Annotated in this window: 25 protein-coding genes; 21 read left to right on the top strand and 4 right to left on the bottom strand. The window is 56.3% G+C overall.

Annotated features, from left to right (window positions below; translation table 11 throughout):
- Positions 1 to 346: 346 nt before the first annotated feature.
- On the top strand, positions 347 to 1,345 hold the full coding sequence (kdgT, locus tag OGV82_RS20345) for a 2-keto-3-deoxygluconate transporter (protein WP_286462830.1): 999 nt from the start codon (positions 347 to 349) through the stop codon (positions 1,343 to 1,345).
- A gap of 17 nt (positions 1,346 to 1,362) precedes the next feature.
- Here the strand turns inward: kdgT and OGV82_RS20340 are convergent, their stop codons facing one another.
- Both OGV82_RS20340 and crfC read right to left on the bottom strand, forming a co-directional pair.
- Positions 1,363 to 2,256: a diguanylate cyclase regulator RdcB family protein gene (locus OGV82_RS20340; protein ID WP_012134530.1), complete on the bottom strand. Its 894-nt coding sequence runs from the start codon at positions 2,254 to 2,256 to the stop codon at positions 1,363 to 1,365.
- Positions 2,253 to 4,607, bottom strand: coding sequence for a clamp-binding protein CrfC (gene crfC / locus OGV82_RS20335; RefSeq protein ID WP_047459582.1), 2,355 nt, complete (start codon positions 4,605 to 4,607; stop codon positions 2,253 to 2,255). The genes OGV82_RS20340 and crfC overlap by 4 nt, the downstream gene beginning before the upstream one ends.
- A 431-nt stretch (positions 4,608 to 5,038) precedes the next feature.
- Between crfC and OGV82_RS20330 the strand changes: the two genes are divergently transcribed.
- From OGV82_RS20330 to phnP, 16 genes are all read left to right on the top strand, one after another.
- Positions 5,039 to 5,374 carry a zinc ribbon domain-containing protein YjdM gene (locus OGV82_RS20330; protein ID WP_003031835.1) on the top strand — a complete coding sequence of 112 codons (336 nt, stop codon included), beginning with the start codon at positions 5,039 to 5,041 and terminating at the stop codon, positions 5,372 to 5,374.
- Positions 5,375 to 5,494: 120 nt separating this feature from the next.
- Positions 5,495 to 5,941 (top strand): VOC family metalloprotein YjdN, encoded by a 447-nt coding sequence (gene yjdN, locus OGV82_RS20325; RefSeq protein ID WP_047459584.1) that lies wholly within the window; start codon positions 5,495 to 5,497, stop codon positions 5,939 to 5,941.
- A gap of 132 nt (positions 5,942 to 6,073) precedes the next feature.
- Positions 6,074 to 6,862 (top strand): phosphonate ABC transporter ATP-binding protein, encoded by a 789-nt coding sequence (gene phnC, locus OGV82_RS20320; protein WP_012134537.1) that lies wholly within the window; start codon positions 6,074 to 6,076, stop codon positions 6,860 to 6,862.
- A gap of 23 nt (positions 6,863 to 6,885) precedes the next feature.
- The gene (gene phnD, locus OGV82_RS20315; RefSeq protein ID WP_024130817.1) at positions 6,886 to 7,902 is read left to right on the top strand and encodes a phosphonate ABC transporter substrate-binding protein; all 1,017 of its coding nucleotides are present in this window, start codon (positions 6,886 to 6,888) and stop codon (positions 7,900 to 7,902) included.
- A 104-nt stretch (positions 7,903 to 8,006) separates the two neighbouring features.
- On the top strand, positions 8,007 to 8,786 hold the full coding sequence (gene phnE / locus OGV82_RS20310) for a phosphonate ABC transporter, permease protein PhnE (protein WP_012134539.1): 780 nt from the start codon (positions 8,007 to 8,009) through the stop codon (positions 8,784 to 8,786).
- Positions 8,787 to 8,806: 20 nt separating this feature from the next.
- Positions 8,807 to 9,532, top strand: a complete 726-nt coding sequence (gene phnF, locus OGV82_RS20305; protein WP_024130818.1) for a phosphonate metabolism transcriptional regulator PhnF — start codon at positions 8,807 to 8,809, stop codon at positions 9,530 to 9,532.
- Positions 9,533 to 9,536: 4 nt separating this feature from the next.
- On the top strand, positions 9,537 to 9,989 hold the full coding sequence (phnG, locus tag OGV82_RS20300; protein ID WP_012134541.1) for a phosphonate C-P lyase system protein PhnG: 453 nt from the start codon (positions 9,537 to 9,539) through the stop codon (positions 9,987 to 9,989).
- Positions 9,986 to 10,570, top strand: a complete 585-nt coding sequence (gene phnH, locus OGV82_RS20295; RefSeq protein ID WP_047459587.1) for a phosphonate C-P lyase system protein PhnH — start codon at positions 9,986 to 9,988, stop codon at positions 10,568 to 10,570. Before phnG ends, phnH begins: the two co-directional genes overlap by 4 nt.
- Positions 10,570 to 11,637: a carbon-phosphorus lyase complex subunit gene (locus tag OGV82_RS20290; RefSeq protein ID WP_012134543.1), complete on the top strand. Its 1,068-nt coding sequence runs from the start codon at positions 10,570 to 10,572 to the stop codon at positions 11,635 to 11,637. Before phnH ends, OGV82_RS20290 begins: the two co-directional genes overlap by 1 nt.
- Before the next feature lie 46 nt (positions 11,638 to 11,683).
- On the top strand, positions 11,684 to 12,475 hold the full coding sequence (gene phnJ, locus OGV82_RS20285) for an alpha-D-ribose 1-methylphosphonate 5-phosphate C-P-lyase PhnJ (protein ID WP_174234025.1): 792 nt from the start codon (positions 11,684 to 11,686) through the stop codon (positions 12,473 to 12,475).
- Complete coding sequence (gene phnK / locus OGV82_RS20280) at positions 12,472 to 13,230, top strand: phosphonate C-P lyase system protein PhnK (protein WP_047459591.1); 759 nt, start codon at positions 12,472 to 12,474, stop codon at positions 13,228 to 13,230. The genes phnJ and phnK overlap by 4 nt, the downstream gene beginning before the upstream one ends.
- Before the next feature lie 123 nt (positions 13,231 to 13,353).
- Positions 13,354 to 14,034 carry a phosphonate C-P lyase system protein PhnL gene (phnL, locus tag OGV82_RS20275; protein WP_047459594.1) on the top strand — a complete coding sequence of 227 codons (681 nt, stop codon included), beginning with the start codon at positions 13,354 to 13,356 and terminating at the stop codon, positions 14,032 to 14,034.
- Positions 14,031 to 15,167 (top strand): alpha-D-ribose 1-methylphosphonate 5-triphosphate diphosphatase, encoded by a 1,137-nt coding sequence (phnM, locus tag OGV82_RS20270; protein WP_047459597.1) that lies wholly within the window; start codon positions 14,031 to 14,033, stop codon positions 15,165 to 15,167. The genes phnL and phnM overlap by 4 nt, the downstream gene beginning before the upstream one ends.
- A 2-nt stretch (positions 15,168 to 15,169) precedes the next feature.
- Entirely contained in the window at positions 15,170 to 15,724 is a 555-nt protein-coding gene (gene phnN, locus OGV82_RS20265; protein ID WP_012134548.1) for a ribose 1,5-bisphosphokinase, read from the top strand.
- Entirely contained in the window at positions 15,711 to 16,145 is a 435-nt protein-coding gene (gene phnO, locus OGV82_RS20260; RefSeq protein WP_012134549.1) for an aminoalkylphosphonate N-acetyltransferase, read from the top strand. The genes phnN and phnO overlap by 14 nt, the downstream gene beginning before the upstream one ends.
- Before the next feature lie 8 nt (positions 16,146 to 16,153).
- Positions 16,154 to 16,912 (top strand): phosphonate metabolism protein PhnP, encoded by a 759-nt coding sequence (gene phnP / locus OGV82_RS20255; RefSeq protein ID WP_047459600.1) that lies wholly within the window; start codon positions 16,154 to 16,156, stop codon positions 16,910 to 16,912.
- A gap of 55 nt (positions 16,913 to 16,967) precedes the next feature.
- Here the strand turns inward: phnP and yjdP are convergent, their stop codons facing one another.
- The gene (gene yjdP / locus OGV82_RS20250; protein WP_012134552.1) at positions 16,968 to 17,300 is read right to left on the bottom strand and encodes a DDRRRQL repeat protein YjdP; all 333 of its coding nucleotides are present in this window, start codon (positions 17,298 to 17,300) and stop codon (positions 16,968 to 16,970) included.
- Positions 17,301 to 17,369: 69 nt separating this feature from the next.
- Positions 17,370 to 17,819 (bottom strand): bifunctional allose-6-phosphate isomerase/ribose-5-phosphate isomerase RpiB, encoded by a 450-nt coding sequence (gene rpiB / locus OGV82_RS20245; RefSeq protein ID WP_024130821.1) that lies wholly within the window; start codon positions 17,817 to 17,819, stop codon positions 17,370 to 17,372.
- 359 nt (positions 17,820 to 18,178) lie between these two features.
- On the opposite strand from rpiB, the gene OGV82_RS20240 reads away from it, so the two are divergent.
- From OGV82_RS20240 to alsC, 4 genes are all read left to right on the top strand, one after another.
- Positions 18,179 to 19,069 carry a MurR/RpiR family transcriptional regulator gene (locus tag OGV82_RS20240; protein WP_047459603.1) on the top strand — a complete coding sequence of 297 codons (891 nt, stop codon included), beginning with the start codon at positions 18,179 to 18,181 and terminating at the stop codon, positions 19,067 to 19,069.
- A gap of 53 nt (positions 19,070 to 19,122) precedes the next feature.
- A complete protein-coding gene (gene alsB, locus OGV82_RS20235; protein ID WP_012134557.1) occupies positions 19,123 to 20,058 on the top strand; it encodes a D-allose transporter substrate-binding protein in 936 nt (311 codons plus the stop codon).
- 226 nt (positions 20,059 to 20,284) lie between these two features.
- Positions 20,285 to 21,817 carry a D-allose ABC transporter ATP-binding protein AlsA gene (alsA, locus tag OGV82_RS20230; protein WP_012134558.1) on the top strand — a complete coding sequence of 511 codons (1,533 nt, stop codon included), beginning with the start codon at positions 20,285 to 20,287 and terminating at the stop codon, positions 21,815 to 21,817.
- A complete protein-coding gene (gene alsC, locus OGV82_RS20225) occupies positions 21,796 to 22,776 on the top strand; it encodes a D-allose ABC transporter permease (RefSeq protein WP_012134559.1) in 981 nt (326 codons plus the stop codon). Before alsA ends, alsC begins: the two co-directional genes overlap by 22 nt.
- The last annotated feature ends 6 nt before the right edge of the window (positions 22,777 to 22,782 follow it).

The following is a 22,782-nucleotide window of genomic DNA, read 5'->3' as shown; positions in this document are numbered from 1 at the left end:
TCCGTCACTATTATGCTGCTAGCAAAAAATCCGCCATAACTCTTCACAAACAATTTACAGCATTTTTAATAATCATCGCGTTCCCTGGCCTTTACGCAAAATATGTGATGAAGATAACTAAAACAGTGTTTTATTTTGATTGAATCAATATTCCACTGAATGCAAGATAACACCCGACGCAACATCCCTGAGGATTGTGACAAACAGACGTATGCCACATTCGATTATGTATCACGCAGGGAGAAAGAGGGTTTCCCGCCGTTCTCTTTGTGAAATAACAAATTGAAATTAAATAATATTTATCGACTTGTCCGTTAGTTCCGCGCGACAAGATGTGAGGACTTTTATGAAAATTAAAGCCACGATTGAACGCATCCCTGGCGGGATGATGTTGATCCCTCTGCTGCTCGGCGCAATTTTAAATACCCTGGCCCCGGATACCGGCGCCTATTTTGGTTCATTTACAAAAGGCATGATCAGCGGCACCGTGCCGATTCTGGCCGTCTGGTTCTTCTGTATTGGCGCCTCGATTGATTTGCGCGCTACCGGGACGGTATTACGTAAATCGGGTACGCTGGTTATTACTAAAATAGCCGTGGCGTGGGTGGTCGCGATGATTGCCGCCTCGTTTATCCCGGATACCGGTATTCAAACCGGCTTCTTCGCCGGTTTGTCCGTACTGGCGATCGTCTCCGCAATGGACATGACCAACGGCGGCCTGTACGCCAGCCTGATGAACCAGTACGGCACCAAAGAAGAGTCCGGCGCGTTCGTCCTGATGTCTCTGGAATCTGGCCCGCTGATGACAATGGTGATTCTGGGCTCCGCAGGTCTCGCCTCTTTCGAACCGCATCACTTTGTCGGCGCCGTGCTGCCATTCCTGATTGGCTTCACATTAGGCAACCTGGACCACGACCTGCGCGCGTTCTTCAGCAAAGCTACGCCGGTGCTGATCCCGTTCTTCGGCTTTGCGCTGGGTAACACCATTAACCTGAGCGTGATTGTCGATACCGGCCTGCTGGGCATCCTGCTGGGTGTCGCGGTTATCATTATTACCGGTATCCCGTTGATTATCGCAGACCGCGTCATTGGCGGCGGTAACGGCACTGCGGGCGTCGCGGCCTCCTCTGCGGCAGGCGCTGCGGTAGCGAACCCGGTGATCATCGCGCAGATTAACCCGGCGTTTGAACCCGTCGCCGCGTCCGCCACGGCGCTGGTTGCCGCCAGCGTGATTGTGACGGCGATTCTGGTTCCGATTATCACCGCCCTGTATGCAAAACGTTTCGGCAACATCCCGGCGCCGGGCAACGCGGAGGCAAACCCAACGGAATCCCTCCATCACTAAACGTCATACGTCCCCTCTCAGCCCACGAGAGGGGACGGCGCAAAAATCTCCTCAATCATCGCATCCACCAGGCGCTGTGCCGAACACAGCCTTGGCATCCCCAACGCCACCGTCTGCCAGCGCTGGGTCACTGACCAGCACACCGGATGTTTATCGGGATCGCACCAGTCGCCAATCCAGCTCAACATGTCATTGTGCTCCCCCGCGCCGGCCACGGCGGGCGAATGAAGCCACTGATGGTAATAATGACGCGTGGTGGGCGCGGCGTGAATACTGTGCGCCAGATAATCGGTAGCCATCGCGCGCAAATTATCTTTCAGCATCGCGACCACTTCCATATTGCCCAACCGACAGGCATCGCCAAACGGCCCCCAGCGCAGCTCCTCCAGCGCGACAAAACAGCGCCCCGGCAATGACCAGCCGTCATAGGCTCCGGCGCGCCAGCGGGTAAAAATCTGCTCGCTGTGTTCGCCCGCCTGCACCGTCAATCCACGCCGGGTCAGCGCCTTCTCTTTATGTTCGCTGCGCCGGGCAAACCCGTCGCTCAGCGCCGCTAACTGCTGCGTGATGCCAGGAATAGCTTGCCCTCTGGGGCTTTCCGTCTGTTGCAGAAGGGTCAATTGCCGGGAAATGCGCGTCAGCGCCAGATGGCCGGGATCGAGCATCCCCGCCAGTTTTTCCACCAGCTTAAGACGCATCATCAGATGCTCATTGAATACGCCCGCCATGACCCAGGCGCGAAGCTGCGTCTGGCTCAGAATTTCTTGCGTCAGGCGTTCGCGAAAACGCTGCTGCTGTTGCAGGTTGCCGCCAGGTCGCTTCGGCTCTTCTCCCTGAACCAGATCGACCATAAACTTCGGGTGAATGCATTCCAGCATCCGTCCCGGGCCTTCCAGTAACACGTTCGTCATGAGTGCTCGGCTGCAAAAAGGGTCTGGATATCATCACGTAACAGGCGGGAATCTTCATGAATCCACCGGGTGGCGGAGATACTGTGCTGTAACTGTTGGCTCAGTCTGTTCACAACCGATTCATGTTGCTGGCGCGTCACCAGACTCTCGCGCAAGCTCTCCTGCAATCCCGACAGACACAACGAAAAATCGGCAAAAAAGGTCGCCATACCTGCCGTAACAGAAACATCGACCTGGGCATCTAAAGCTTTATGAATTTGTTGGAAGAAATGGCTGACATGCTGGATCAGAGTGTTATGCAATGCCGTTATATCAATGACATAGCGTGTCCTGGCTTCCACATAATCATTCCATCCCCAGTTCGGTTGATTCAGCCAGCGCGCAAAGGTGTCGCGCACGCCGCCCGCGCGAGGCGCGGCGCCTTCCGGCGGGTTCTCCTGAGCGACCGCCTCGCTAAACAACGGTTGAGTATTGAAGTTAAACATACTGGCATGAAACGTCGGGAAGCTGATTCGCGCCCGGAACCCCGCCTGGCTCAGATCGTCTTTTACCCGCGCCTCAATTGGCCGCATCGCGTCATTTAACACCCGGCTTAGCGTCGATTCGAGCTGTTCGAAGCGCAGCGCCAGATCGCGGCTAATGTTCTCCTGCGCCGCCAGTAATACCGCTTCGCATGACGCACGCATTTTGCTTAAAACGACCTGCGCCTGCCTTTCGTTATGCAGCACCAGCGTTTCGCCCTCGACCACCGCCTCCTGCTCAGGGGAAAGCGGATCGCGCGGCAGCCACGCCACCACGCTCTCTTCGCGAAAAAGCGGCGCGATACGGTGCAAAATATCGGCCTGCTGCTGGCTCAGGAACGTGTTCGCCGCCTCCATCATCCGTTCAACTTCATGGCCGACCTCATCGCTCACGCGATCCTGGCTCACCTGAAGCTGTCGCATATCTTCTTCGACGCGGGAAATATTGACCTGCAACGCGTCATGCGCCACCGTCAGCCCGTGATAGCGAAAATCCAGATATTCACGCGCGCGCTGTGCGTAATTCAATAATTTATGCGACGCCGACCGGAGCGCATACAGTGAGGCGTTGGCGTAAGCGGCGTGAATCAGCCGCTGTACGGGCTGTTCAAATAGCGAATCTTCCCACAGCAGATCGGCGGCATGACGAATATGTTCGATATCATCAAGATCGGCGCTCCGCCAGCGCCTGCCGAGCGCGGCCTCGGCAAAATCCTGCACCCAGCGCTGTTCCTGATGATCCGGCAACCGCCCGTGCACCCGCAGTTCGTGACGCGCACGGTTCGCCAGATACCCCCACATGGAAGAGACCGGAAAAATTTGCCCGGGCGTAATGCTGCCATTCATCAGCGTGCCGGAAATCAGCGCGCGAACCTGTTCTTCATCGTCGCTGTTGCGGTCTTTCTGATCGAACTTATTCACCAGTGCGTACAGCGGCACGGATTTCCCCACCGCCGCAATGGCCTGGCGCACCTCTTCATCCGAAATGGATTTCAGTTGGGTGTAATCCATCACCGCCAGTACGGCAGAAGCGCGCGCCAGCTGTTCATTAAGCATCTTTTGCAGGTGCGGCTGCCCGGCTTCATTAGGGCCGGGCGTATCCAGTAGCGTCAGTTGCCCCGGATAGTTCTCCAGCCCCGCCAGATGCACAAACTCCACCTCAATCACCGGAATATGTTCAATCGCGGCATACGCCGCAAAAGGAAAATCGACCCCCAGCGCTTTTGACAAGCGCACCAGATCGTTCAGGCTTTTCAGACAGTGGAAGATGGGCTGCGCGCCCAGGTAATGACGCTCAAAAGCCACGCCCTTTTCAATTCGCTGGAGCAGCGCATTCATGTCTTTATCGATTTCCAGCACCTGGGTCAGATGCTGGCGATCGCACGCCTGCATACGCTGTTGCAGCGTTTGCATGAGCGTATCAATCGGCGCGACGTGAGAAAAATGCAGCACCGGCTCTTTCTGCCCTGGCGTATGGCGAATCAGCGTCGGTAACGCCGTCATTGGCCGATTACGGTTGGGCAGGACTTCGGTTCCGACAATGGCGTTAATTGTCGTCGACTTCCCAGCCTTCATCGTCCCGACAATCGCCAGCACCATCTCCAGGCGCGTTATTTTACGTAGCTCATTATTGAGCGTGCCGTGCTGAGCCTCCACGTCACGCCCGCTAACATGCTGAGGCCGGGTATTTTCATTCCCTTCCCCCCCTTCCTGAGCGGCGCCATCCAGCGAAGCCACAGGCAGTTGTTGCAATAACCGGAGATGTTCCAGAGAAAGCAGCAACAATCTTTCCGCTTCCTGGCTTAATTCATATATTGTCTGTGTGTACATGGAAAATCTTTCCTTAACGCAAACTTTATTACTTTTATTTAGCCGGATGATTTTATTTGTTTGCTTTTCGGCTTTTATAATTACGTGTGGAAATAATTTTATTAAAATAACTTATTGTTAATATTAGAGATATTTTTATCAACCACACCTGTCTCTCTTACCGTGTAAAAGTAAGAGGGATAAAGATTTATAACGCGTCTGGTCGTTCCTCTCACCTTATCTTAAATAGTAAAACGTAGCAATTTCCCTTAAAAAAATAGTCATGACATTTTTCTTACCCTGGCGGCAACCTTCAGCCACAGGTTGTCGTATCCTTAAATTGCGAGTAGTCCCGACAACGTTAAGGATTTTGTGTATAATTGCGGCCTTTTTCGGCAATCTGCCATTTTTTGGGCGCTTTTGCCCCTGCTGACTTTTTTGAGGAAATCGACATGTCATTACCCCATTGCCCACAATGCAACTCCGAATATACCTACGAAGATAACGGCATGTTCATCTGCCCGGAATGCGCCCATGAATGGAACGACGCAGAACCGGCGCAGGACAGCGACGAGCTGATCGTAAAAGATGCCAACGGCAACCTGCTGGCAGACGGCGACAGCGTGACCGTTGTTAAAGATCTGAAAGTAAAAGGCAGTTCTTCCATGCTGAAAATTGGCACCAAAGTGAAGAACATCCGTCTGGTTGAAGGCGACCACAACATTGATTGCAAGATCGATGGCTTTGGCCCGATGAAGCTGAAATCTGAGTTCGTGAAAAAGAACTGATTTTTCCAGGCCCGGTAAGGCGTTTACGCCGCCATCCGGCATTTATTGCCCGGTGGCGCTTCGCTTACCGGGCCTACGATAACTACACTTAACTGGCTTCTCTTACCTGAGGTCACGATTATGCCGTTAAGTCCCTACATCTCTTTTGCCGGTCACTGTGCCGACGCTATCGCGTACTACCACAAAACGTTAGGCGCGGAACTCCTCTATAAAATCACCTTTGGTGAAATGCCCCCGCCAGAGCAGGGCAGCGAAGACGGTTGCCCGTCAGGCATGCAATTCCCTGATACCTCCATCGCCCACGCCAACGTACGCATTGCAGGCAGCGACATCATGATGAGCGACGCCGTCGCGTCGGGTAACGCGAGTTACTCCGGCTTTACGCTGGTGCTCGACACGCAGGATGTCGCCGAAGGGAAACGCTGGTTTGATAACCTGGCCGCACAGGGACAAATCGAAATGGACTGGCAGGAAACCTTCTGGGCGCACGGTTTCGGGAAAGTGACCGATCAATATGGCGTACCGTGGATGATCAATGTGGTGAAACAGCCGCAGCCGACAGAGTAAACCGACGGGAGGCGCGCCCTCCCGTGCTGTCATCGAAGCCCCTTCAATTCTTCATCGCCAAGTAACCATCCCTTAACTAAAACGTCACATTAATCCGCCACGATGGGGCCACTTTTTTAGGGAGGCCGCATCATGCAAACGGTTATTCGCGTCGAGAAACTCTCCAAAACGTTCAATCAGCATCAGGCGCTGCATGCGGTTGATCTGAACATCTCTTCCGGTGAGATGGTGGCTCTGCTTGGGCCTTCCGGTTCCGGCAAATCCACCCTTTTACGTCACTTAAGCGGTTTGATTACCGGCGATAAAGCGCCGGGCTGCCATGTCGAGCTGCTGGGCCGCACGGTACAGCGTGAGGGCAAACTGGCGCGGGACATCCGCAAAAGCCGCGCTCACACCGGCTACATCTTCCAGCAGTTCAACCTCGTGAACCGTCTGACCGTACTGGAGAACGTGCTGATTGGCGCGCTCGGCAGCACGCCGTTCTGGCGTACCTGTTTTAGCTGGTTCACCCAGGCGCAGAAGCAGCGCGCGTTACAGGCGCTGACCCGCGTCGGGATGGCGCACTTCGCGCATCAGCGCGTATCGACGCTTTCCGGCGGACAGCAGCAGCGCGTCGCTATCGCCAGGGCATTGATGCAGCAGGCGAAAGTGATCCTCGCCGATGAGCCGATCGCCTCGCTGGACCCGGAGTCGGCGCGCATTGTGATGGACACCCTGCGCGACATTAACCAGACCGACGGCATCACCGTGGTCGTCACGCTGCATCAGGTGGATTACGCCCTGCGCTACTGCGAACGCATTGTGGCGCTGCGTCAGGGGCATGTGTTCTATGACGGCAGCAGCCAGCACTTTGATAACGATCGTTTTGACCATCTCTACCGCAGCATGAACCGCGTCGAACAGAACGCGCAGGCTGCTTAACATCCCCACAATGAGGAATGGAAATGAGCTACAAAGCCGTTGCCGCGCTGGCGTTCACCAGCATGTTCAGCATCAGCACCTTGTTAAGCCCGGCACATGCGGAAGAACAGGAAAAAGCACTGAACTTTGGCATTATTTCGACCGAATCACAGCAAAACCTGAAGCCGCAGTGGGACCCGTTCCTGAAGGACATGGAAAAGAAACTGGGCGTCAAAGTGAACGCCTTCTTCGCGCCTGACTATGCGGGCATCATTCAGGGAATGCGCTTCAACAAAGTGGATATCGCCTGGTACGGCAACCTCTCGGCGATGGAAGCCGTGGATCGCGCTAACGGTCAGGTATTTGCCCAGACCGTCGCCGCAGATGGATCGCCGGGCTACTGGAGCGTGCTGATCGTCAACAAAGACAGCCCGATCAATAACCTGGACGATCTGATCGCCAAACGTAAAGATCTCACCTTCGGCAATGGCGATCCGAACTCCACCTCTGGCTTCCTCGTCCCCGGTTATTACGTCTTCGCCAAAAACGGCATCTCCGCCAGCGACTTCAAACGCACCGTTAACGCCAGCCACGAAACCAACGCGCTGGCCGTCGCCAACAAGCAGGTGGATGTCGCAACCAATAACACCGAAAACCTCGACAAACTGAAAACCTCCGCGCCGGACAAGCTGAAAGCACTGAAGGTTGTCTGGAAGTCGCCGCTGATCCCGGGCGATCCGATCGTCTGGCGTAAAAATCTCTCCGAAACCACCAAGGACAAGGTGTACGACTTCTTTATGAATTACGGCAAAACAGCGGAAGAGAAAACCGTGCTGGAACGCCTGGGCTGGGCGCCATTCCGCCCCTCCAGCGACCTGCAACTGGTGCCGATTCGCCAGCTGGCGCTGTTTAAAGAGATGCAGGGTGTGAAGGACAACAAGGGGCTGAACGAGAGCGAAAAAACCAGCAAAACCTCCGCGATTAAAGCGCAGCTGGACGATCTCGACCGCCTGACCGCCGCGCTGGGCGCGATGACCAGCGTCACCAAAGCGGTGCAGTAAACCTGATACCCGGTGGCGCTTCGCTTACCGGGCCTACGATGTTCTGTAGGCCAGATAAGGCGCAAGCGCTGCCATCCGGCAATAAACGACGCACGGAGCTAAACATGCAAAGCATCACCGTCGCCCCGCCAAAGCGTAGCTGGTTCTCGCTCCTGAGCTGGGCCATCCTTCTCGCCGTCCTGGTCGTTTCGTGGAAGGGCGCCGAAATGGCCCCGCTCACGCTAATTCAGGATTCCGGCAACATGGCGACCTTCGCCGCCGACTTCTTCCCGCCGGACTTCAGCCAGTGGCAGCACTATCTGGGCGAAATGGCCGTCACTCTGCAAATCGCCGTCTGGGGCACTGCGCTGGCGGTCATTCTGTCGATTCCCTGCGGCCTGATGTGCGCCGATAACCTCGTGCCGTGGTGGATTTACCAGCCGATGCGTCGCCTGATGGACGCCTGCCGCGCGATTAACGAAATGGTTTTCGCCATGCTGTTCGTGGTCGCCGTTGGTCTCGGGCCGTTTGCCGGGGTAATGGCGCTGTTTATCCACACCACCGGCGTGCTCTCCAAGCTGCTTTCCGAAGCGGTGGAAGCCATTGAACCCGGCCCGGTTGAAGGCATTCGCGCCACCGGCGCCAACAAAATTGAAGAGATCCTCTACGGCGTGCTGCCGCAGGTTATGCCGCTGCTCATCTCCTACTCGCTGTACCGTTTTGAGTCCAACGTCCGCTCCGCCACGGTGGTCGGCATGGTGGGCGCAGGCGGCATCGGCGTCACGCTGTGGGAAGCGATTCGCGGCTTTCAGTTCCCGCAGACCTGCGCCCTGATGGTGTTAATCATCATTACCGTCAGCCTGCTGGATTTCCTCTCCCAGCGTTTGCGTAAGCACTTTATCTGATTAGCGAGGCATTGATGGCTATGCACTTGTCTACACATCCGACCAGTTACCCAACGCGCTATCAGGAGATTGCCGCGAGACTTGAGCAGGAGCTTCGCCAGCATTACCGCTGCGGCGATTACCTTCCGGCGGAACATCAGCTTGCCGCCCGCTATGAGGTGAACCGCCACACGCTGCGCCGCGCCATCGACCAGCTCGTGGAGCGCGGTTGGGTGCAGCGTCGCCAGGGCGTCGGCGTGCTGGTGCTGATGCGCCCGTTCGATTACCCGCTCAATGCCCAGGCGCGCTTTAGCCAGAATCTACTGGAACAAGGCAGTCATCCCACCAGCGAAAAACTGCTGGCGGTGCTGCGCCCGGCATCCAGCCACATCGCCGATGCGCTGAGCGTCAAAGAGGGTGATAACGTCATCCACCTGCGCACCCTGCGCCGGGTAAATGGCATCGCCCTGTGCCTGATCGACCATTACTTTTCCGACCTCGCCCTCTGGCCGCTGTTGCAGGGCTTTAACCACGGTTCGCTGCATGACTACCTGCGCGAGCAGTGCGGTCTGGCGCTACAGCGCACCCAGACGCGCATCAGCGCCCGCCGTGCGCAGGCCAAAGAGAGCAAGGTGCTGGAAATTCCCAACATGGCGCCGCTGCTGTGCGTGCGCACGCTGAACCACCGTGACGGCGAAGAAAACGCGACGGAGTATTCCGTCAGCCTGACCCGCGCCGACATGATCGAATTCACTATGGAGCACTGACGGAATGCACTTCGATACCGCCACTCGCCAGCGCTGGATGCGCGCGCTGGCTTACAGCAACGCCGACGCGCTTAACGTGAAAATGCAGGCGCTGAAACTCACGCCGGAATATGAACTGATTCGCGCCCCGGAAACCGGGCTGATGCAGATTCAGGCCCGCATGGGCGGCACCGGCAACCGCTTTTTCGCCGGAGATACCACGCTGACCCGTGCGGTGGTGCGTCTTAAGAGCGGCACGCTGGGCTACAGCTACCTGCTGGGGCGCAACAAACACCACGCCGAGCAGTGCGCCGTCATCGACGCGCTGTTGCAGGAGCACACTCACTTCCAGACCTTAATGGAAACCTTAATTGCCCCGCTGGAGGCGGAACGCGACGCACACATTACCGCTCGCCGCGCCGAAGTAAACGCCAGCCGGGTCGACTTCTTTACGCTGGTACGCGGAGATAACGCATGACCCTACAAACCGCCTTTACCCTGCCCGTTCAGGACGCGCAACAGAGTTTTCGTCGCCTGCTGAAGGCGATGAGCGAGCCGGGGGTGATTGTCGCCCTGCATCAACTGAAGCACGGCTGGCAGCCGCTGAATCTGGCCACCACCAGCGTATTGCTCACTCTGGTCGACGGCGACACCCCGGTATGGCTCGCGCCGTCCATCAACAACGACATTGCCAGTCAGAACCTGCGCTTTCACACCAGCGCGCCGCTGGTTGAACAGCCGCAGCAAGCCGCCTTTGCCGTCGCCGATGAACTCATCAGCAGCGAGCAGCTAAACGCCCTTTCCGCCGGAAGCGCCGTCGCGCCGGAAACCAGCGCCACCCTGATCGTCCAGGTCGCCAGCCTGAGCGGTGGACGTATGCTGCGCCTGACCGGGGCGGGTATCGCCGAAGAACGCATGATTGCCCCGCAGTTGCCGGAGTGCCTCATCCATGAACTGACTGAGCGCCCGCACCCGTTCCCGCTGGGGGTCGATCTCATCCTCACCTGCGGCGAGCGACTGCTGGCGATTCCGCGAACCACCCATGTGGAGGTGTGCTGATGTACGTAGCCGTCAAAGGGGGCGAAAAGGCGATAGCCAACGCCCACGCGTTGCAGGAAAACCGACGCCGGGGCGACGACACCCTCGCCGAGCTGAGCGTGGCGCAAATCGAGCAACAGTTGAACCTGGCCGTGGATCGCGTGATGACCGAAGGAGGCATCGCCGACCGCGAACTGGCCGCGCTCGCCTTAAAACAGGCCAGCGGCGATAACATCGAAGCCATCTTCCTGCTGCGCGCGTACCGCACCACGCTGGCAAAGCTGGCGGTCAGTGAGCCGCTGAACACCGCAGAGATGCGTTTAGAGCGCCGTATTTCCGCCGTCTACAAGGATATTCCCGGCGGGCAGCTGCTGGGGCCGACCTACGATTACACCCATCGCCTGCTCGATTTTACCCTGCTGGCAAACGGCGAAACGCCGCCGCTGCGTACCGCTGACGCCATGCAGGACGCCGCGCCGCACGTTTTTTCTCTGCTGGCGAACCAGGGGCTGGCGAAGCGTGAAGAAGACAGCGGCGCCGTACCGGACGACATCACCCGCACGCCGCCGGTTTACCCTTGTTCGCGCTCCTCACGCCTGCAACAGCTGATGCGCGGCGACGAAGGGTATCTGCTGGCGCTGGCGTATTCCACGCAACGCGGCTACGGGCGCAACCACCCGTTTGCCGGTGAGATCCGCAGCGGCTACGTCGGGCTGGAAACGGTGCCGGAAGAGCTGGGATTTGCCGTAAACGTCGGCGAACTGCTGATGACAGAATGCGAAATGGTCAACGGCTTTGTCGCACCGGAAAACGACGCGCCGCACTTTACCCGCGGCTACGGACTGGTGTTCGGCATGAGCGAACGTAAAGCAATGGCGATGGCGCTGGTGGAAAGAGCCCTACAGGCACCCGAATACGATGAAACGGTCACGGGCCCGGCGCAGGACGAAGAGTTCGTGCTGGCGCATGCGGATAACGTCGAGGCGGCGGGTTTTGTTTCGCACCTCAAACTCCCCCACTACGTCGATTTCCAGGCTGAACTGGAACTGCTCAAACGCCTGCAACAGGAGGCCGCCCGTGACGACTAACCTCTCCGGCTACAACTTTGCTTATCTCGACGAGCAAACCAAACGCATGATCCGCCGCGCTATTTTAAAAGCGGTGGCGATCCCCGGTTATCAGGTGCCGTTCGGCGGGCGTGAAATGCCGATGCCCTACGGCTGGGGAACGGGCGGCATTCAGCTTACCGCCAGCGTGATTGGCGAGCCGGACATTCTGAAAGTGATCGACCAGGGGGCGGATGACACCACCAACGCCGTGTCGATCCGCAACTTCTTTAAGCGCGTAACCGGCGTGAACACCACCGAACGCACCGAAGACGCAACGCTGATCCAGACCCGTCATCGGATCCCGGAAACGCCGCTGACCGAAGATCAGATCATTATCTTCCAGGTGCCGATCCCTGAACCGCTGCGTTTTATCGAACCGCGCGAAACCGAAACCCGCACCATGCACGCGCTGGAAGAGTACGGCGTCATGCAGGTGAAGCTGTACGAAGATATCGCCCGCTTCGGCCATATCGCCACCACCTACGCCTACCCGGTGAAGGTCAATGACCGCTACGTCATGGACCCGTCGCCGATCCCGAAATTCGACAACCCGAAGATGAATATGATGCCCGCGCTGCAACTGTTCGGCGCGGGGCGCGAAAAACGCATCTATGCCGTGCCGCCCTGGACCCGCGTGGAAAGCCTCGATTTCGACGATCACCCGTTCACCGTACAAACCTGGGATGAGCCCTGCGCCATCTGCGGTTCAACGCACAGCTATCTCGACGAAGTGGTGCTGGATGACACCGGCAAACGGATGTTTGTCTGCTCCGACACCGATTATTGCCGCCAACAGAGCGAGGCACTCAGCAAATGACGCAACCGCTGCTTTCAGTCAATAACCTGACCCATCTCTACGCGCCGGGCAAAGGCTTCAGCGATGTTTCTTTTGACCTGTGGCCTGGTGAAGTGCTGGGCATTGTCGGGGAGTCCGGTTCCGGCAAAACCACCCTGCTGAAATCCATCTCCTCGCGCCTGACGCCGCAGTCCGGCGACATTTTGTACCAGAACCGTTCACTGTACGGCATGAGCGAAGCCGACCGCCGCCGCCTGCTGCGCACGGAATGGGGTGTGGTGCATCAGCATCCGATGGACGGACTGCGCCGCCAGGTCTCGGCGGGCGGCAATATCGGCGAACGCCTGATGGCCACCGGCGCGCGTCACTATGGTGAAATTCGCGCCACGGCGAAGCGCTGGCTGGAGGAGGTGGAAATTCCGGCCTCGCGCATCGACGACCTGCCGACCACCTTTTCCGGCGGGATGCAGCAGCGTTTGCAGATCGCCCGCAACCTGGTCACTCACCCGAAGCTGGTGTTTATGGACGAACCTACCGGCGGGCTGGACGTTTCCGTACAGGCAAAGCTGCTGGACCTGCTGCGCGGCCTGGTGGTGGAACTGGATCTGGCTGTGGTGATTGTCACCCACGATTTGGGCGTGGCGCGCCTGTTAGCAGACCGTCTGCTGGTGATGAAGCAAGGTCAGGTGGTGGAAAGTGGATTAACCGACCGCGTGCTCGACGATCCACACCACCCTTATACCCAGTTGCTGGTGTCGTCGGTATTGCAGAACTGATTTTTTGTTTTGCTGATTTTTTGTTTTGCCGGGTGGCGCTTTGCTTACCCGGCCTACAAAAAGCGCACCTGTAGGCCGGATAAGGCGAAGCCGCCATCCGGCAATCAGAATTAAGAGGCCAAAATGATTCGCGTAGAAAACGTCAGTAAAACCTTTGTGCTGCACCAGCAAAATGGCGTGCGCCTGCCGGTGCTGCAAAACGCCTCTCTGGAGGTACAAAACGGTGAATGCGTGGTGCTGCACGGCCACTCCGGGAGCGGTAAATCGACGCTGTTGCGCTCGCTATATGCCAACTATCTGCCGGACGAAGGGCACATCCACATTCGTCATAGCGATGAGTGGATCGATCTGGTGCAGGCCCCGGCGCGCAAGGTGCTGGAAGTGCGTCGTTCGACGATCGGCTGGGTGAGCCAGTTTCTGCGCGTGATCCCCCGGATCTCCGCGCTGGATGTGGTGATGCAGCCGCTGCTGGATCTGGGCGTCGCCCGCGAAACGTGCGCCGCGAAAGCCGCGAACCTGCTGACGCGCCTGAACGTCCCGGAACGGCTATGGCATCTCGCGCCCTCCACCTTTTCCGGCGGCGAGCAGCAGCGCGTGAATATCGCGCGCGGGTTTATCGTCGATTACCCGATCCTGCTGCTTGATGAACCCACCGCCTCACTGGACGCCAAAAACAGCGCCGCCGTGGTCGCGCTGATTGAAGAAGCCAAAGCGCGCGGCGCGGCGATTGTCGGCATTTTTCACGATCAAACCGTACGCGATCGCGTAGCGGATCGTTTGCATCTGATGGGAACCACATCATGATTATCAACAACGTAAAGCTGGTGCTGGAAGACGAAGTGGTGCAGGGATCGCTGGAAATGCAGGATGGGATTATCCGCGCCTTTGCGGAAAGTCAGAGCCGTCACCCCGAGGCGCTGGATGGCGAAGGCGGCTGGCTGCTGCCGGGTTTAATTGAGCTGCATACCGATAATCTCGACAAATTCTTCACCCCGCGCCCGAAGGTGGACTGGCCCGCCCATTCCGCCATGAGCAGCCACGACGCGCTGATGGTCGCCAGCGGTATCACCACCGTGCTGGATGCCGTTGCGATTGGCGATGTCCGCGACGGCGGCGATCGCCTGGAAAATCTGGAAAAGATGATCAATGCCGTCGAAGAGACGCAGAAACGCGGCGTTAACCGCGCCGAACACCGTCTGCATCTGCGCTGTGAATTGCCCCATCACACCACCCTGCCGCTGTTCGAAAAGCTGGTGGATCGCGAGCCGGTAACGCTGGTCTCGCTGATGGATCACTCGCCAGGTCAGCGCCAGTTCGCTAACCGCGAGAAGTACCGTGAATACTATCAGGGCAAATATTCACTCAATGATGAGCAGATGGCCCACTACGAAGAGGAACAGCTTCAGCTTGCGGCGCGCTGGTCGCAGCCGAACCGCGCCGCCATCGCACAGATGTGCCGCGAACGTCATCTCGCGCTGGCGAGCCACGATGACGCAACGCCCGATCATGTGCTGGAATCGCATCAGCTTGGCAGCGTGATCGCCGAATTTCCTACCACGTTCGAGGCGGCAGAGGCGTCACGCAAGCATGGGATGAACGTACTGATGGGCGCGCCCAACATCGTGCGCGGCGGTTCGCACTCCGGCAACGTGGCGGCGCATAAGCTGGCAGAACTGGGGTTGCTGGATATCCTCTCCTCCGACTATTACCCCGCCAGCCTGCTCGACGCGGCATTCCGCGTGGCGGACGACGAGGCCAACACATTTACGCTGCCGCAGGCAATGCACCTGGTGACACGCAACCCGGCGCGCGCGCTGAATCTCGACGATCGCGGCATCATCGCCGAAGGCAGGCGCGCCGATCTGGTGCTGGCGCACCGTAAAGGCGATCACATTCATATCGACCACGTCTGGCGTCAGGGTAAAAGGGTGTTCTGACTATGGGAAAACTGATCTGGCTGATGGGGCCGTCCGGCTCCGGTAAGGACAGTTTGCTGGCGGCGCTCCGCCAGCGGGAACATACGCAGTTGCTGGTTGCGCACCGCTATATCACGCGTGCGGCTAACGCGGGCAACGAGAACCATATTGCGCTGAGCGAGCAGGAGTTTTTCACTCGGGCAGGGCAAAATTTACTGGCGCTGAGCTGGCACGCTAATGGCCTGTACTACGGCGTTGGCGTGGAGATCGATCTGTGGCTGCACGCCGGTTTTGACGTGGTGGTTAACGGCTCACGCGCCCATTTGCCGCAGGCGCAGGCCCGCTACGGCAAAGCGCTGCTACCCATCTGTTTGCAGGTCTCTCCCGATATTTTGCGCCAGCGTCTACAGGCGCGCGGGCGTGAAAGCGAAACCGAGATTGCCGCTCGCCTGGCGCGTGCGGCCCGTTACGCCCCTTTTAACTGTCATATCCTCAATAATGACGGAAGTTTGCTACAGTCAGTCGATACCTTGTTAACGTTAATGGGCCGCCAGGAGAAAAGCCATGCCTGTCTGTGAACTACGCCGGGCCACGCCGGACGATACCGACGCGGTGTATCAACTGATCTGCGAACTGAAACAAGCGGAGTTCGATCGCCAGGCCTTTCGAGCCGGGTTTGCCTCAAATTTGCAGGATCGCACGATACGCTACCAGCTGGCGCTGCGCGACGGGCAGGTTGTCGGGATGATCGGCCTGCATATGCAGTACCACCTGCATCACGCTAACTGGATCGGGGAGATCCAGGAACTGGTGGTGATGCCGCAGGCGCGAGGTCTGAAAGTCGGCAGCCGGTTGCTGGCATGGGCGGAAGAAGAAGCCCGCCAGGCCGGCGCGGAGATGACGGAGCTTTCCACCAGCGTGAAACGCCATGATGCGCACCGGTTTTATCTGCGTGAAGGGTATGCGCAAAGCCATTTTCGTTTTACCAAAGCGCTTTGAGGTGACTAATGAGCCTGACGATTACGCTTACAGGAACCGGCGGCGCACAGGGCGTGCCAGCATACGGCTGCGATTGTCTCGCCTGCCGTCGGGCACGCTTACAGGAGCAGTATCGCCGCCGCCCCTGTAGCGGCGTCGTCAAATTCAATGACGCGGTAACGCTGCTTGATGCGGGCCTGCACGATCTTACCGATCGCTGGCCCGCCGGATCTTTTCAGCAGTTTCTGCTCACGCATTATCATATGGATCATGTTCAGGGGCTGTTCCCCCTGCGCTGGGGCGTGGGCGCCGCGATTCCGGTTTATGGTCCGCCGGATGAACAGGGCTGCGACGATCTGTTTAAACATCCCGGCATCCTTGATTTCAGCCATACCGTCGAACCGTTTGTGGTCTTCGATCTCCAGGGATTACAGGTAACGCCGCTGCCGCTTAACCATTCAAAACTGACGTTTGGCTATCTGCTGGAATCTGCGCACAGCCGCGTCGCGTGGCTGTCGGACACCGCAGCGCTGCCGGACAAGACAGTAAAATTTCTGCTGAATAACCAGCCGCAGACGATCGTCATCGACTGTAGTCACGCGCCACGCGCGGAAGCGCCGCGTAATCACTGCGATGTAAACACGGTTATCGCGCTCAATGAGGTGATTCACTGCCCACGGATCATTCTCACCCACATCAGCCACTCGTTCGACGTATGGCTGATGGATAACCCCCTGCCGGGTGGCATTGAAGCCGGATATGACGGGATGGAGATTGTGCTGGAGTAGCCTTACGCCGGATGGCGGCGCATTGCGCCTTATCCGGCCTACGATTGTCGCGCGGTTAACGATCGTACTCGTCTTCCATTCTGCGCTCTTCATCTTCCAGTTGACGACGTTCTTGATCGAGCTGGCGTTGGCGATCGTCCAACTGGCGACGCCGATCTTCAAACTGACGGCGTCTGTCGTCATATTGTCTGCGGCGATCATCGCTCATCTGGCGCTGCCACTCTTCATCACGGCGGTCATCCTCATAATCCCGCCCGTTGTCAGATTTATACGCGTCATTGATCGCCTGCTGAATATTACCGATGGTGTCATCAACAATATCGGCATGCGCAGGAAGCGTCGTCAGCGACAACAGGCCCAGAGCAATGAGCGTAGAATAGCGTTTCATAAAACCAGCCTCGCAGAGATCTTCCCCTCACGGTAGCGAATGGCCTGTTCGACGTGTAGCGGAGGAATCTCATTTGCCCTGCTGTTCTATCGCCATAATCGCCTCCACGCGCTTTTGATGGCGCCCCCCTTCAAACCCCGCATCCAGCCAGGCATCCACGATCATTTTTGCCAGCTCCAGCCCAACAACCCGCGAGCCAAAAGCCAGCACGTTGGTATCATTATGCTGGCGCGAAAGCTGTGCCGAATAGGGTTCGCTGCAAACGACGGCGCGGACCCCGGCAAACTTGTTTGCCGTTATCGAAATCCCCACACCGGTGCCACACACCAGAATACCGCCATCAACCTCGCCAGAGACAACGGCTTGTGCCACCTCGCTGGCATAATGCGGGTAATCCGTGCGCTCCGGCGACCAGGTTCCCTTATCAATCACCGTAATACCGCGCTGGGTTAAGTGCGTCAAAATATCCTGTTTCAGGATAAAACCAACGTGATCACAGCCAAATGCAATCTTTTTCATACTCATTCTCGCCCCGGCCAAACTTTACGAATAAAAAATATTTGTGATTTAAATGAATTTAAAAGAACAATAAATCGACAGAAAGACGCTGTATGGGCCTGTTCTACACACCTCCGTTCGGCAAAGCAAGAGCGACAAATACCCGACCTTGATGCTTACACAGGCTGCGCCTGAACAAGCAAAAACTATAATTCATTGTTTTATATTGACTTATTTTCATTCCGTATTTTTATCAACGCTATTAAATTCACAAAATGACAAACTTTATAAATTTAACTATTTTGTGAAGTTGTCAGCATCTTTTCTGTTCCTGCTGTGGTGATATAGTGGCGTCTTCATTTCAAGGACAAGAGAACGTAATGAGTCAGTCAGAATTTGATTCAGGGCTTCCAAACGGCATCGGGCTTGCGCCTTACCTGCGCATGAAGCAGGAAGGCATGACGGAGAACGAGAGCCGTATCGTCGAGTGGTTACTCAAGCCGGGTAATCTCAGTAGCGCGCCAGCCATTAAAGATGTCGCAGAGGCGCTGGCGGTATCTGAAGCCATGATTGTTAAGGTATCGAAACTGCTGGGATTCAGCGGGTTTCGCAACTTACGCAGCGCGCTGGAAGACTATTTTTCTCAGTCTGAGCAGGTATTGCCTGCCGAACTGGCCTTTGATGAAGCGCCGCAGGATGTGGTGAATAAGGTATTCAACATTACCTTGCGCACCATTATGGAAGGTCAGTCAATCGTCAACGTGGATGAGATTCATCGCGCCGCACGCTTCTTTTATCAGGCGAAGCAGCGTGATTTGTATGGCGCTGGCGGGTCGAATGCCATCTGCGCGGACGTACAGCATAAGTTCTTACGCATCGGCGTGCGCTGCCAGACTTACCCGGACGCGCACATCATGATGATGTCCGCATCGCTATTAAAAGAAGGCGATGTCGTGTTGGTGGTGACCCATTCCGGGCGCACCAGTGATGTAAAAGCCGCGGTTGAACTGGCGAAAAGGAATGGTGCCAAAATTATCTGTATCACCCACAGCTACCATTCACCTATCGCCAAATTGGCTGACTATATTATTTGTTCGCCAGCACCAGAAACACCGTTATTAGGGCGTAATGCTTCCGCACGCATATTACAACTCACTCTACTGGATGCATTTTTTGTTTCCGTCGCCCAACTGAATATCGAACAGGCAACCATTAATATGCAAAAAACTGGCGCAATTGTTGATTTCTTTTCACCAGGCGCGCTGAAATAAAATGCTCGTTGCTCTCATTTTCGGGAGCAACACCCTACACTGAGAATACTGCTATGAATAAATATCTGAAATATTTCAGCGGTGCGGCTATGGGCTTAATGTTGTCCACCAGCGCATTTGCCGCCGCCGAATATGCCGTAGTATTAAAAACATTATCCAATCCATTCTGGGTGGATATGAAAAAAGGTATTGAAGATGAAGCAAAAACGCTGGGCGTCAGCGTCGATATTTTTGCCTCGCCTTCGGAAGGCGACTTTCAGTCTCAGTTGCAGCTATTCGAAGATCTCAGCAATAAAAATTACAAAGGTATCGCCTTTGCGCCATTATCCTCAGTAAACCTGGTGATGCCCGTCGCCCGCGCGTGGAAGAAAGGGATTTATCTGGTCAATCTCGATGAAAAAATCGATATGGATAACCTGAAAAAAGCGGGCGGTAACGTCGAAGGGTTTGTCACTACCGATAACGTCGCCGTAGGCGCCAAAGGCGCGGAGTTCATTATTGAAAAACTGGGCGCCGAGGGCGGTGAAGTCGCCATTATTGAAGGTAAAGCCGGTAACGCCTCCGGCGAGGCGCGCCGCAATGGCGCAACCGAGGCTTTCAAAAAGGCAAGCCAAATCAAGCTGGTCGCCAGCCAACCCGCAGACTGGGACCGAATCAAAGCGTTAGACGTTGCCACCAACGTGCTGCAACGCAACCCGAATATCAAAGCGATTTATTGCGCTAACGACACCATGGCGATGGGCGTCGCCCAGGCCGTGGCTAACGCCGGGAAAAGCGGAAAAGTGCTGGTAGTGGGTACAGACGGTATCCCGGAAGCCCGCAAAATGGTGGAGGCCGGACAGATGACGGCGACCATCGCTCAGAACCCTGCGGATATCGGCGCGACAGGGCTCAGGCTGATGGTGGATGCCGCGAAATCAGGCAACGTGATCCCGCTGGATAAAGCGCCGGAATTTAAGCTGGTCGATTCCATCCTGGTCGCAAAGTAAGTCCGTAAATAGGCCGGATGGCGACGCGAACGTAGGCCTGATAAGCGTAGCGCCATCAGGCAATGGCACTGATTTAGTCAATATTTTTCTTACACAAAATCATTCGAGATGCATCGAGGCGGCAACTGAGTAAATCCCCAGGAGCTTACATAAGTAAGTGACTGGGGTGAGCGAAGGCAGCCAACAAAGAGGCAGCTTGAAGGATGAAGTGTAAAAGAGGTTAATTATGGTCACGCCATATATCTCGATGGCGGGGATCGGCAAATCCTTTGGTCCGGTTCACGCATTAAAATCGGTTGATTTAACGGTTTATCCTTATGAAATACACGCATTATTAGGAGAAAATGGCGCCGGTAAATCAACGTTGATGAAGGTTCTATCGGGAATACATGAACCGACCAAAGGCACCATTACGATTAATAACGTTAATTACGACAAGCTGGATCATAAATTAGCGGCACAACTCGGTATCGGCATTATTTATCAGGAACTCAGCGTGATTGATGAATTAACCGTGCTGGAGAATTTATATATTGGTCGTCATCTGACGAAAAAAGTCTGTGGCGTCAATATGATTGACTGGAAAGAGATGCGCGTACGGGCCGCCATGATGTTGCTGCGCGTCGGTTTAAAAGTCGATTTAGACGAAAAGGTGGCGAATTTATCCATCAGCCATAAGCAAATGCTGGAAATCGCCAAGACGCTGATGCTCAACGCCAAAGTGATCATCATGGACGAACCCACCTCCTCGCTCACCAATAAAGAGGTGGACTACCTGTTTCTGATCATGAACCAGCTACGCAAAGAGGGCACCGCCATCGTCTACATCTCGCATAAGCTGGCGGAAATTCGCCGCATCTGCGATCGCTATACGGTGATGAAAGACGGCAGCAGCGTTTGCAGCGGGATGGTGAGCGACGTCAGCAACGACGATATCGTCCGCCTGATGGTTGGCCGCGAACTGCAAAACCGCTTTAACGCCATGAAAGAGAGCACCGGCAATATCGAGCGCGATACGGTATTCGAGGTGAAAAACGTCACCAGCCGCGACAAGAAAAAGGTTCGCGATATCTCCTTTAGCGTCAGCCGGGGCGAAATTTTAGGCTTCGCCGGACTGGTCGGCTCCGGGCGCACCGAGCTGATGGATTGCCTGTTCGGCGTCGATAAACGCGCAAGCGGCGAGATCCGTCTGAACGGGAAAACCATCTCCCCGCGCTCACCCCTGGATGCGGTGAAAAAAGGGATGGCTTACATCACCGAAAGCCGCCGGGATAACGGCTTCTTCCCCAATTTCTCTATCGCCCAGAACATGGCGATCGGCCGCAGCCTGAAAAGCGGCGGCTTTAAGGGGGCGATGGGCCTGTTCCACGAAGGCGACGAGCAGCGTACCGCCGAAGCGCAGCGCGAACTGCTGGCGCTGAAGTGTCATTCCGTTAACCAGAACATCACCGAACTCTCCGGCGGAAACCAGCAGAAGGTGCTGATTTCCAAATGGTTGTGCTGTAGCCCGGAGGTGATCATTTTCGACGAGCCGACCCGTGGTATCGACGTCGGTGCGAAAGCCGAAATTTATAAAGTGATGCGCCAGCTGGCGGACGACGGAAAAGTCATCCTGATGGTGTCATCTGAACTTCCTGAAATTATCGCCGTCTGCGACCGCATCGCCGTGTTCTGCGAAGGACGACTGACGCAAATCCTGACCAATCGCGATGACATGAGCGAAGAGGAGATTATGGCATGGGCATTACCACAAGAGTAAAAGGTGACGTGAACGGGAAGAAACCGTTCAACTTTGCGCTGTTCTGGGATAAATACGGCACCTTCTTCATCCTGGCGATTATCGTCGCCATCTTCGGTTCGCTGTCGTCAGAATATTTTCTGACCACCAACAACATCACCCAGATTTTTGTCCAGAGTTCGGTAACGGTGCTGATCGGCATGGGTGAATTTTTTGCCATCCTGGTCGCCGGTATCGACCTCTCCGTCGGGGCGATTCTGGCGTTGTCCGGGATGGTGACGGCCAAACTGATGCTGGCAGGCGTCGATCCGTTCTTTGCGGCGCTGATTGGCGGCGTGCTGGTCGGCGGTGCGCTGGGGGCGATTAACGGCTGCCTGGTGAACTGGACTGGCCTGCATCCGTTCATTATCACCCTTGGCACTAACGCGATTTTCCGTGGTATCACGCTGGTGATTTCCGACGCCAACTCGGTATACGGCTTCTCATTCGACTTCGTGAACTTCTTCGCCGCCAGCGTGTTAGGTGTCCCCGTGCCGGTCATCTTCTCGCTGATTGTCGCGGTGATCCTCTGGTTCCTCACTACCCGCATGCGGCTTGGGCGCAACATCTACGCGCTCGGCGGCAACAAAAACTCGGCGTTCTATTCCGGGATTGACGTGAAGTTTCACATCCTGGTGGTGTTTATCATCTCCGGCATTTGCGCGGGACTGGCAGGCGTGGTTTCTACTGCGCGACTCGGCGCCGCAGAACCCTTAGCCGGAATGGGTTTTGAAACCTACGCCATCGCCAGCGCCATCATTGGCGGCACCAGCTTCTTCGGCGGCAAGGGACGCATCTTCTCGGTGGTAATTGGCGGCTTAATCATCGGCACCATCAACAACGGTCTGAATATTTTGCAGGTACAAACCTATTACCAACTGGTGGTGATGGGCGGATTAATTATCGCGGCTGTCGCCCTTGACCGTCTTATCAGTAAGTAAGGAATG

The sequence above is a fragment of the Citrobacter sp. CK191 genome, assembly GCF_030333435.1.
Classification (GTDB): domain Bacteria; phylum Pseudomonadota; class Gammaproteobacteria; order Enterobacterales; family Enterobacteriaceae; genus Citrobacter_B; species Citrobacter_B koseri.
Note: the sequence above shows the minus strand (reverse complement) of the source record. Positions and strands in the feature narration are given on the sequence as shown.

Excerpts from the sequence above, each read along its gene's own strand:
- kdgT (WP_286462830.1), top strand. The coding sequence starts at position 347 with ATGAAAATTAAAGCCACGATTGAACGCATCCCTGGCGGGATGATGTTG.
- phnP (WP_047459600.1), top strand. The coding sequence starts at position 16,154 with ATGAGCCTGACGATTACGCTTACAGGAACCGGCGGCGCACAGGGCGTG.
- phnE (WP_012134539.1), top strand. The coding sequence starts at position 8,007 with ATGCAAAGCATCACCGTCGCCCCGCCAAAGCGTAGCTGGTTCTCGCTC.
- phnC (WP_012134537.1), top strand. The coding sequence starts at position 6,074 with ATGCAAACGGTTATTCGCGTCGAGAAACTCTCCAAAACGTTCAATCAG.
- OGV82_RS20330 (WP_003031835.1), top strand. The coding sequence starts at position 5,039 with ATGTCATTACCCCATTGCCCACAATGCAACTCCGAATATACCTACGAA.
- phnO (WP_012134549.1), top strand. The coding sequence starts at position 15,711 with ATGCCTGTCTGTGAACTACGCCGGGCCACGCCGGACGATACCGACGCG.
- rpiB (WP_024130821.1), bottom strand. The coding sequence starts at position 17,819 with ATGAAAAAGATTGCATTTGGCTGTGATCACGTTGGTTTTATCCTGAAA.
- phnG (WP_012134541.1), top strand. The coding sequence starts at position 9,537 with ATGCACTTCGATACCGCCACTCGCCAGCGCTGGATGCGCGCGCTGGCT.
- phnD (WP_024130817.1), top strand. The coding sequence starts at position 6,886 with ATGAGCTACAAAGCCGTTGCCGCGCTGGCGTTCACCAGCATGTTCAGC.
- phnF (WP_024130818.1), top strand. The coding sequence starts at position 8,807 with ATGCACTTGTCTACACATCCGACCAGTTACCCAACGCGCTATCAGGAG.
- crfC (WP_047459582.1), bottom strand. The coding sequence starts at position 4,607 with ATGTACACACAGACAATATATGAATTAAGCCAGGAAGCGGAAAGATTG.
- OGV82_RS20290 (WP_012134543.1), top strand. The coding sequence starts at position 10,570 with ATGTACGTAGCCGTCAAAGGGGGCGAAAAGGCGATAGCCAACGCCCAC.
- phnH (WP_047459587.1), top strand. The coding sequence starts at position 9,986 with ATGACCCTACAAACCGCCTTTACCCTGCCCGTTCAGGACGCGCAACAG.
- alsB (WP_012134557.1), top strand. The coding sequence starts at position 19,123 with ATGAATAAATATCTGAAATATTTCAGCGGTGCGGCTATGGGCTTAATG.
- phnN (WP_012134548.1), top strand. The coding sequence starts at position 15,170 with ATGGGAAAACTGATCTGGCTGATGGGGCCGTCCGGCTCCGGTAAGGAC.
- phnK (WP_047459591.1), top strand. The coding sequence starts at position 12,472 with ATGACGCAACCGCTGCTTTCAGTCAATAACCTGACCCATCTCTACGCG.
- OGV82_RS20240 (WP_047459603.1), top strand. The coding sequence starts at position 18,179 with ATGAGTCAGTCAGAATTTGATTCAGGGCTTCCAAACGGCATCGGGCTT.
- phnL (WP_047459594.1), top strand. The coding sequence starts at position 13,354 with ATGATTCGCGTAGAAAACGTCAGTAAAACCTTTGTGCTGCACCAGCAA.
- yjdN (WP_047459584.1), top strand. The coding sequence starts at position 5,495 with ATGCCGTTAAGTCCCTACATCTCTTTTGCCGGTCACTGTGCCGACGCT.
- yjdP (WP_012134552.1), bottom strand. The coding sequence starts at position 17,300 with ATGAAACGCTATTCTACGCTCATTGCTCTGGGCCTGTTGTCGCTGACG.
- OGV82_RS20340 (WP_012134530.1), bottom strand. The coding sequence starts at position 2,256 with ATGACGAACGTGTTACTGGAAGGCCCGGGACGGATGCTGGAATGCATT.
- alsA (WP_012134558.1), top strand. The coding sequence starts at position 20,285 with ATGGTCACGCCATATATCTCGATGGCGGGGATCGGCAAATCCTTTGGT.
- phnJ (WP_174234025.1), top strand. The coding sequence starts at position 11,684 with ATGATCCGCCGCGCTATTTTAAAAGCGGTGGCGATCCCCGGTTATCAG.
- phnM (WP_047459597.1), top strand. The coding sequence starts at position 14,031 with ATGATTATCAACAACGTAAAGCTGGTGCTGGAAGACGAAGTGGTGCAG.
- alsC (WP_012134559.1), top strand. The coding sequence starts at position 21,796 with ATGGGCATTACCACAAGAGTAAAAGGTGACGTGAACGGGAAGAAACCG.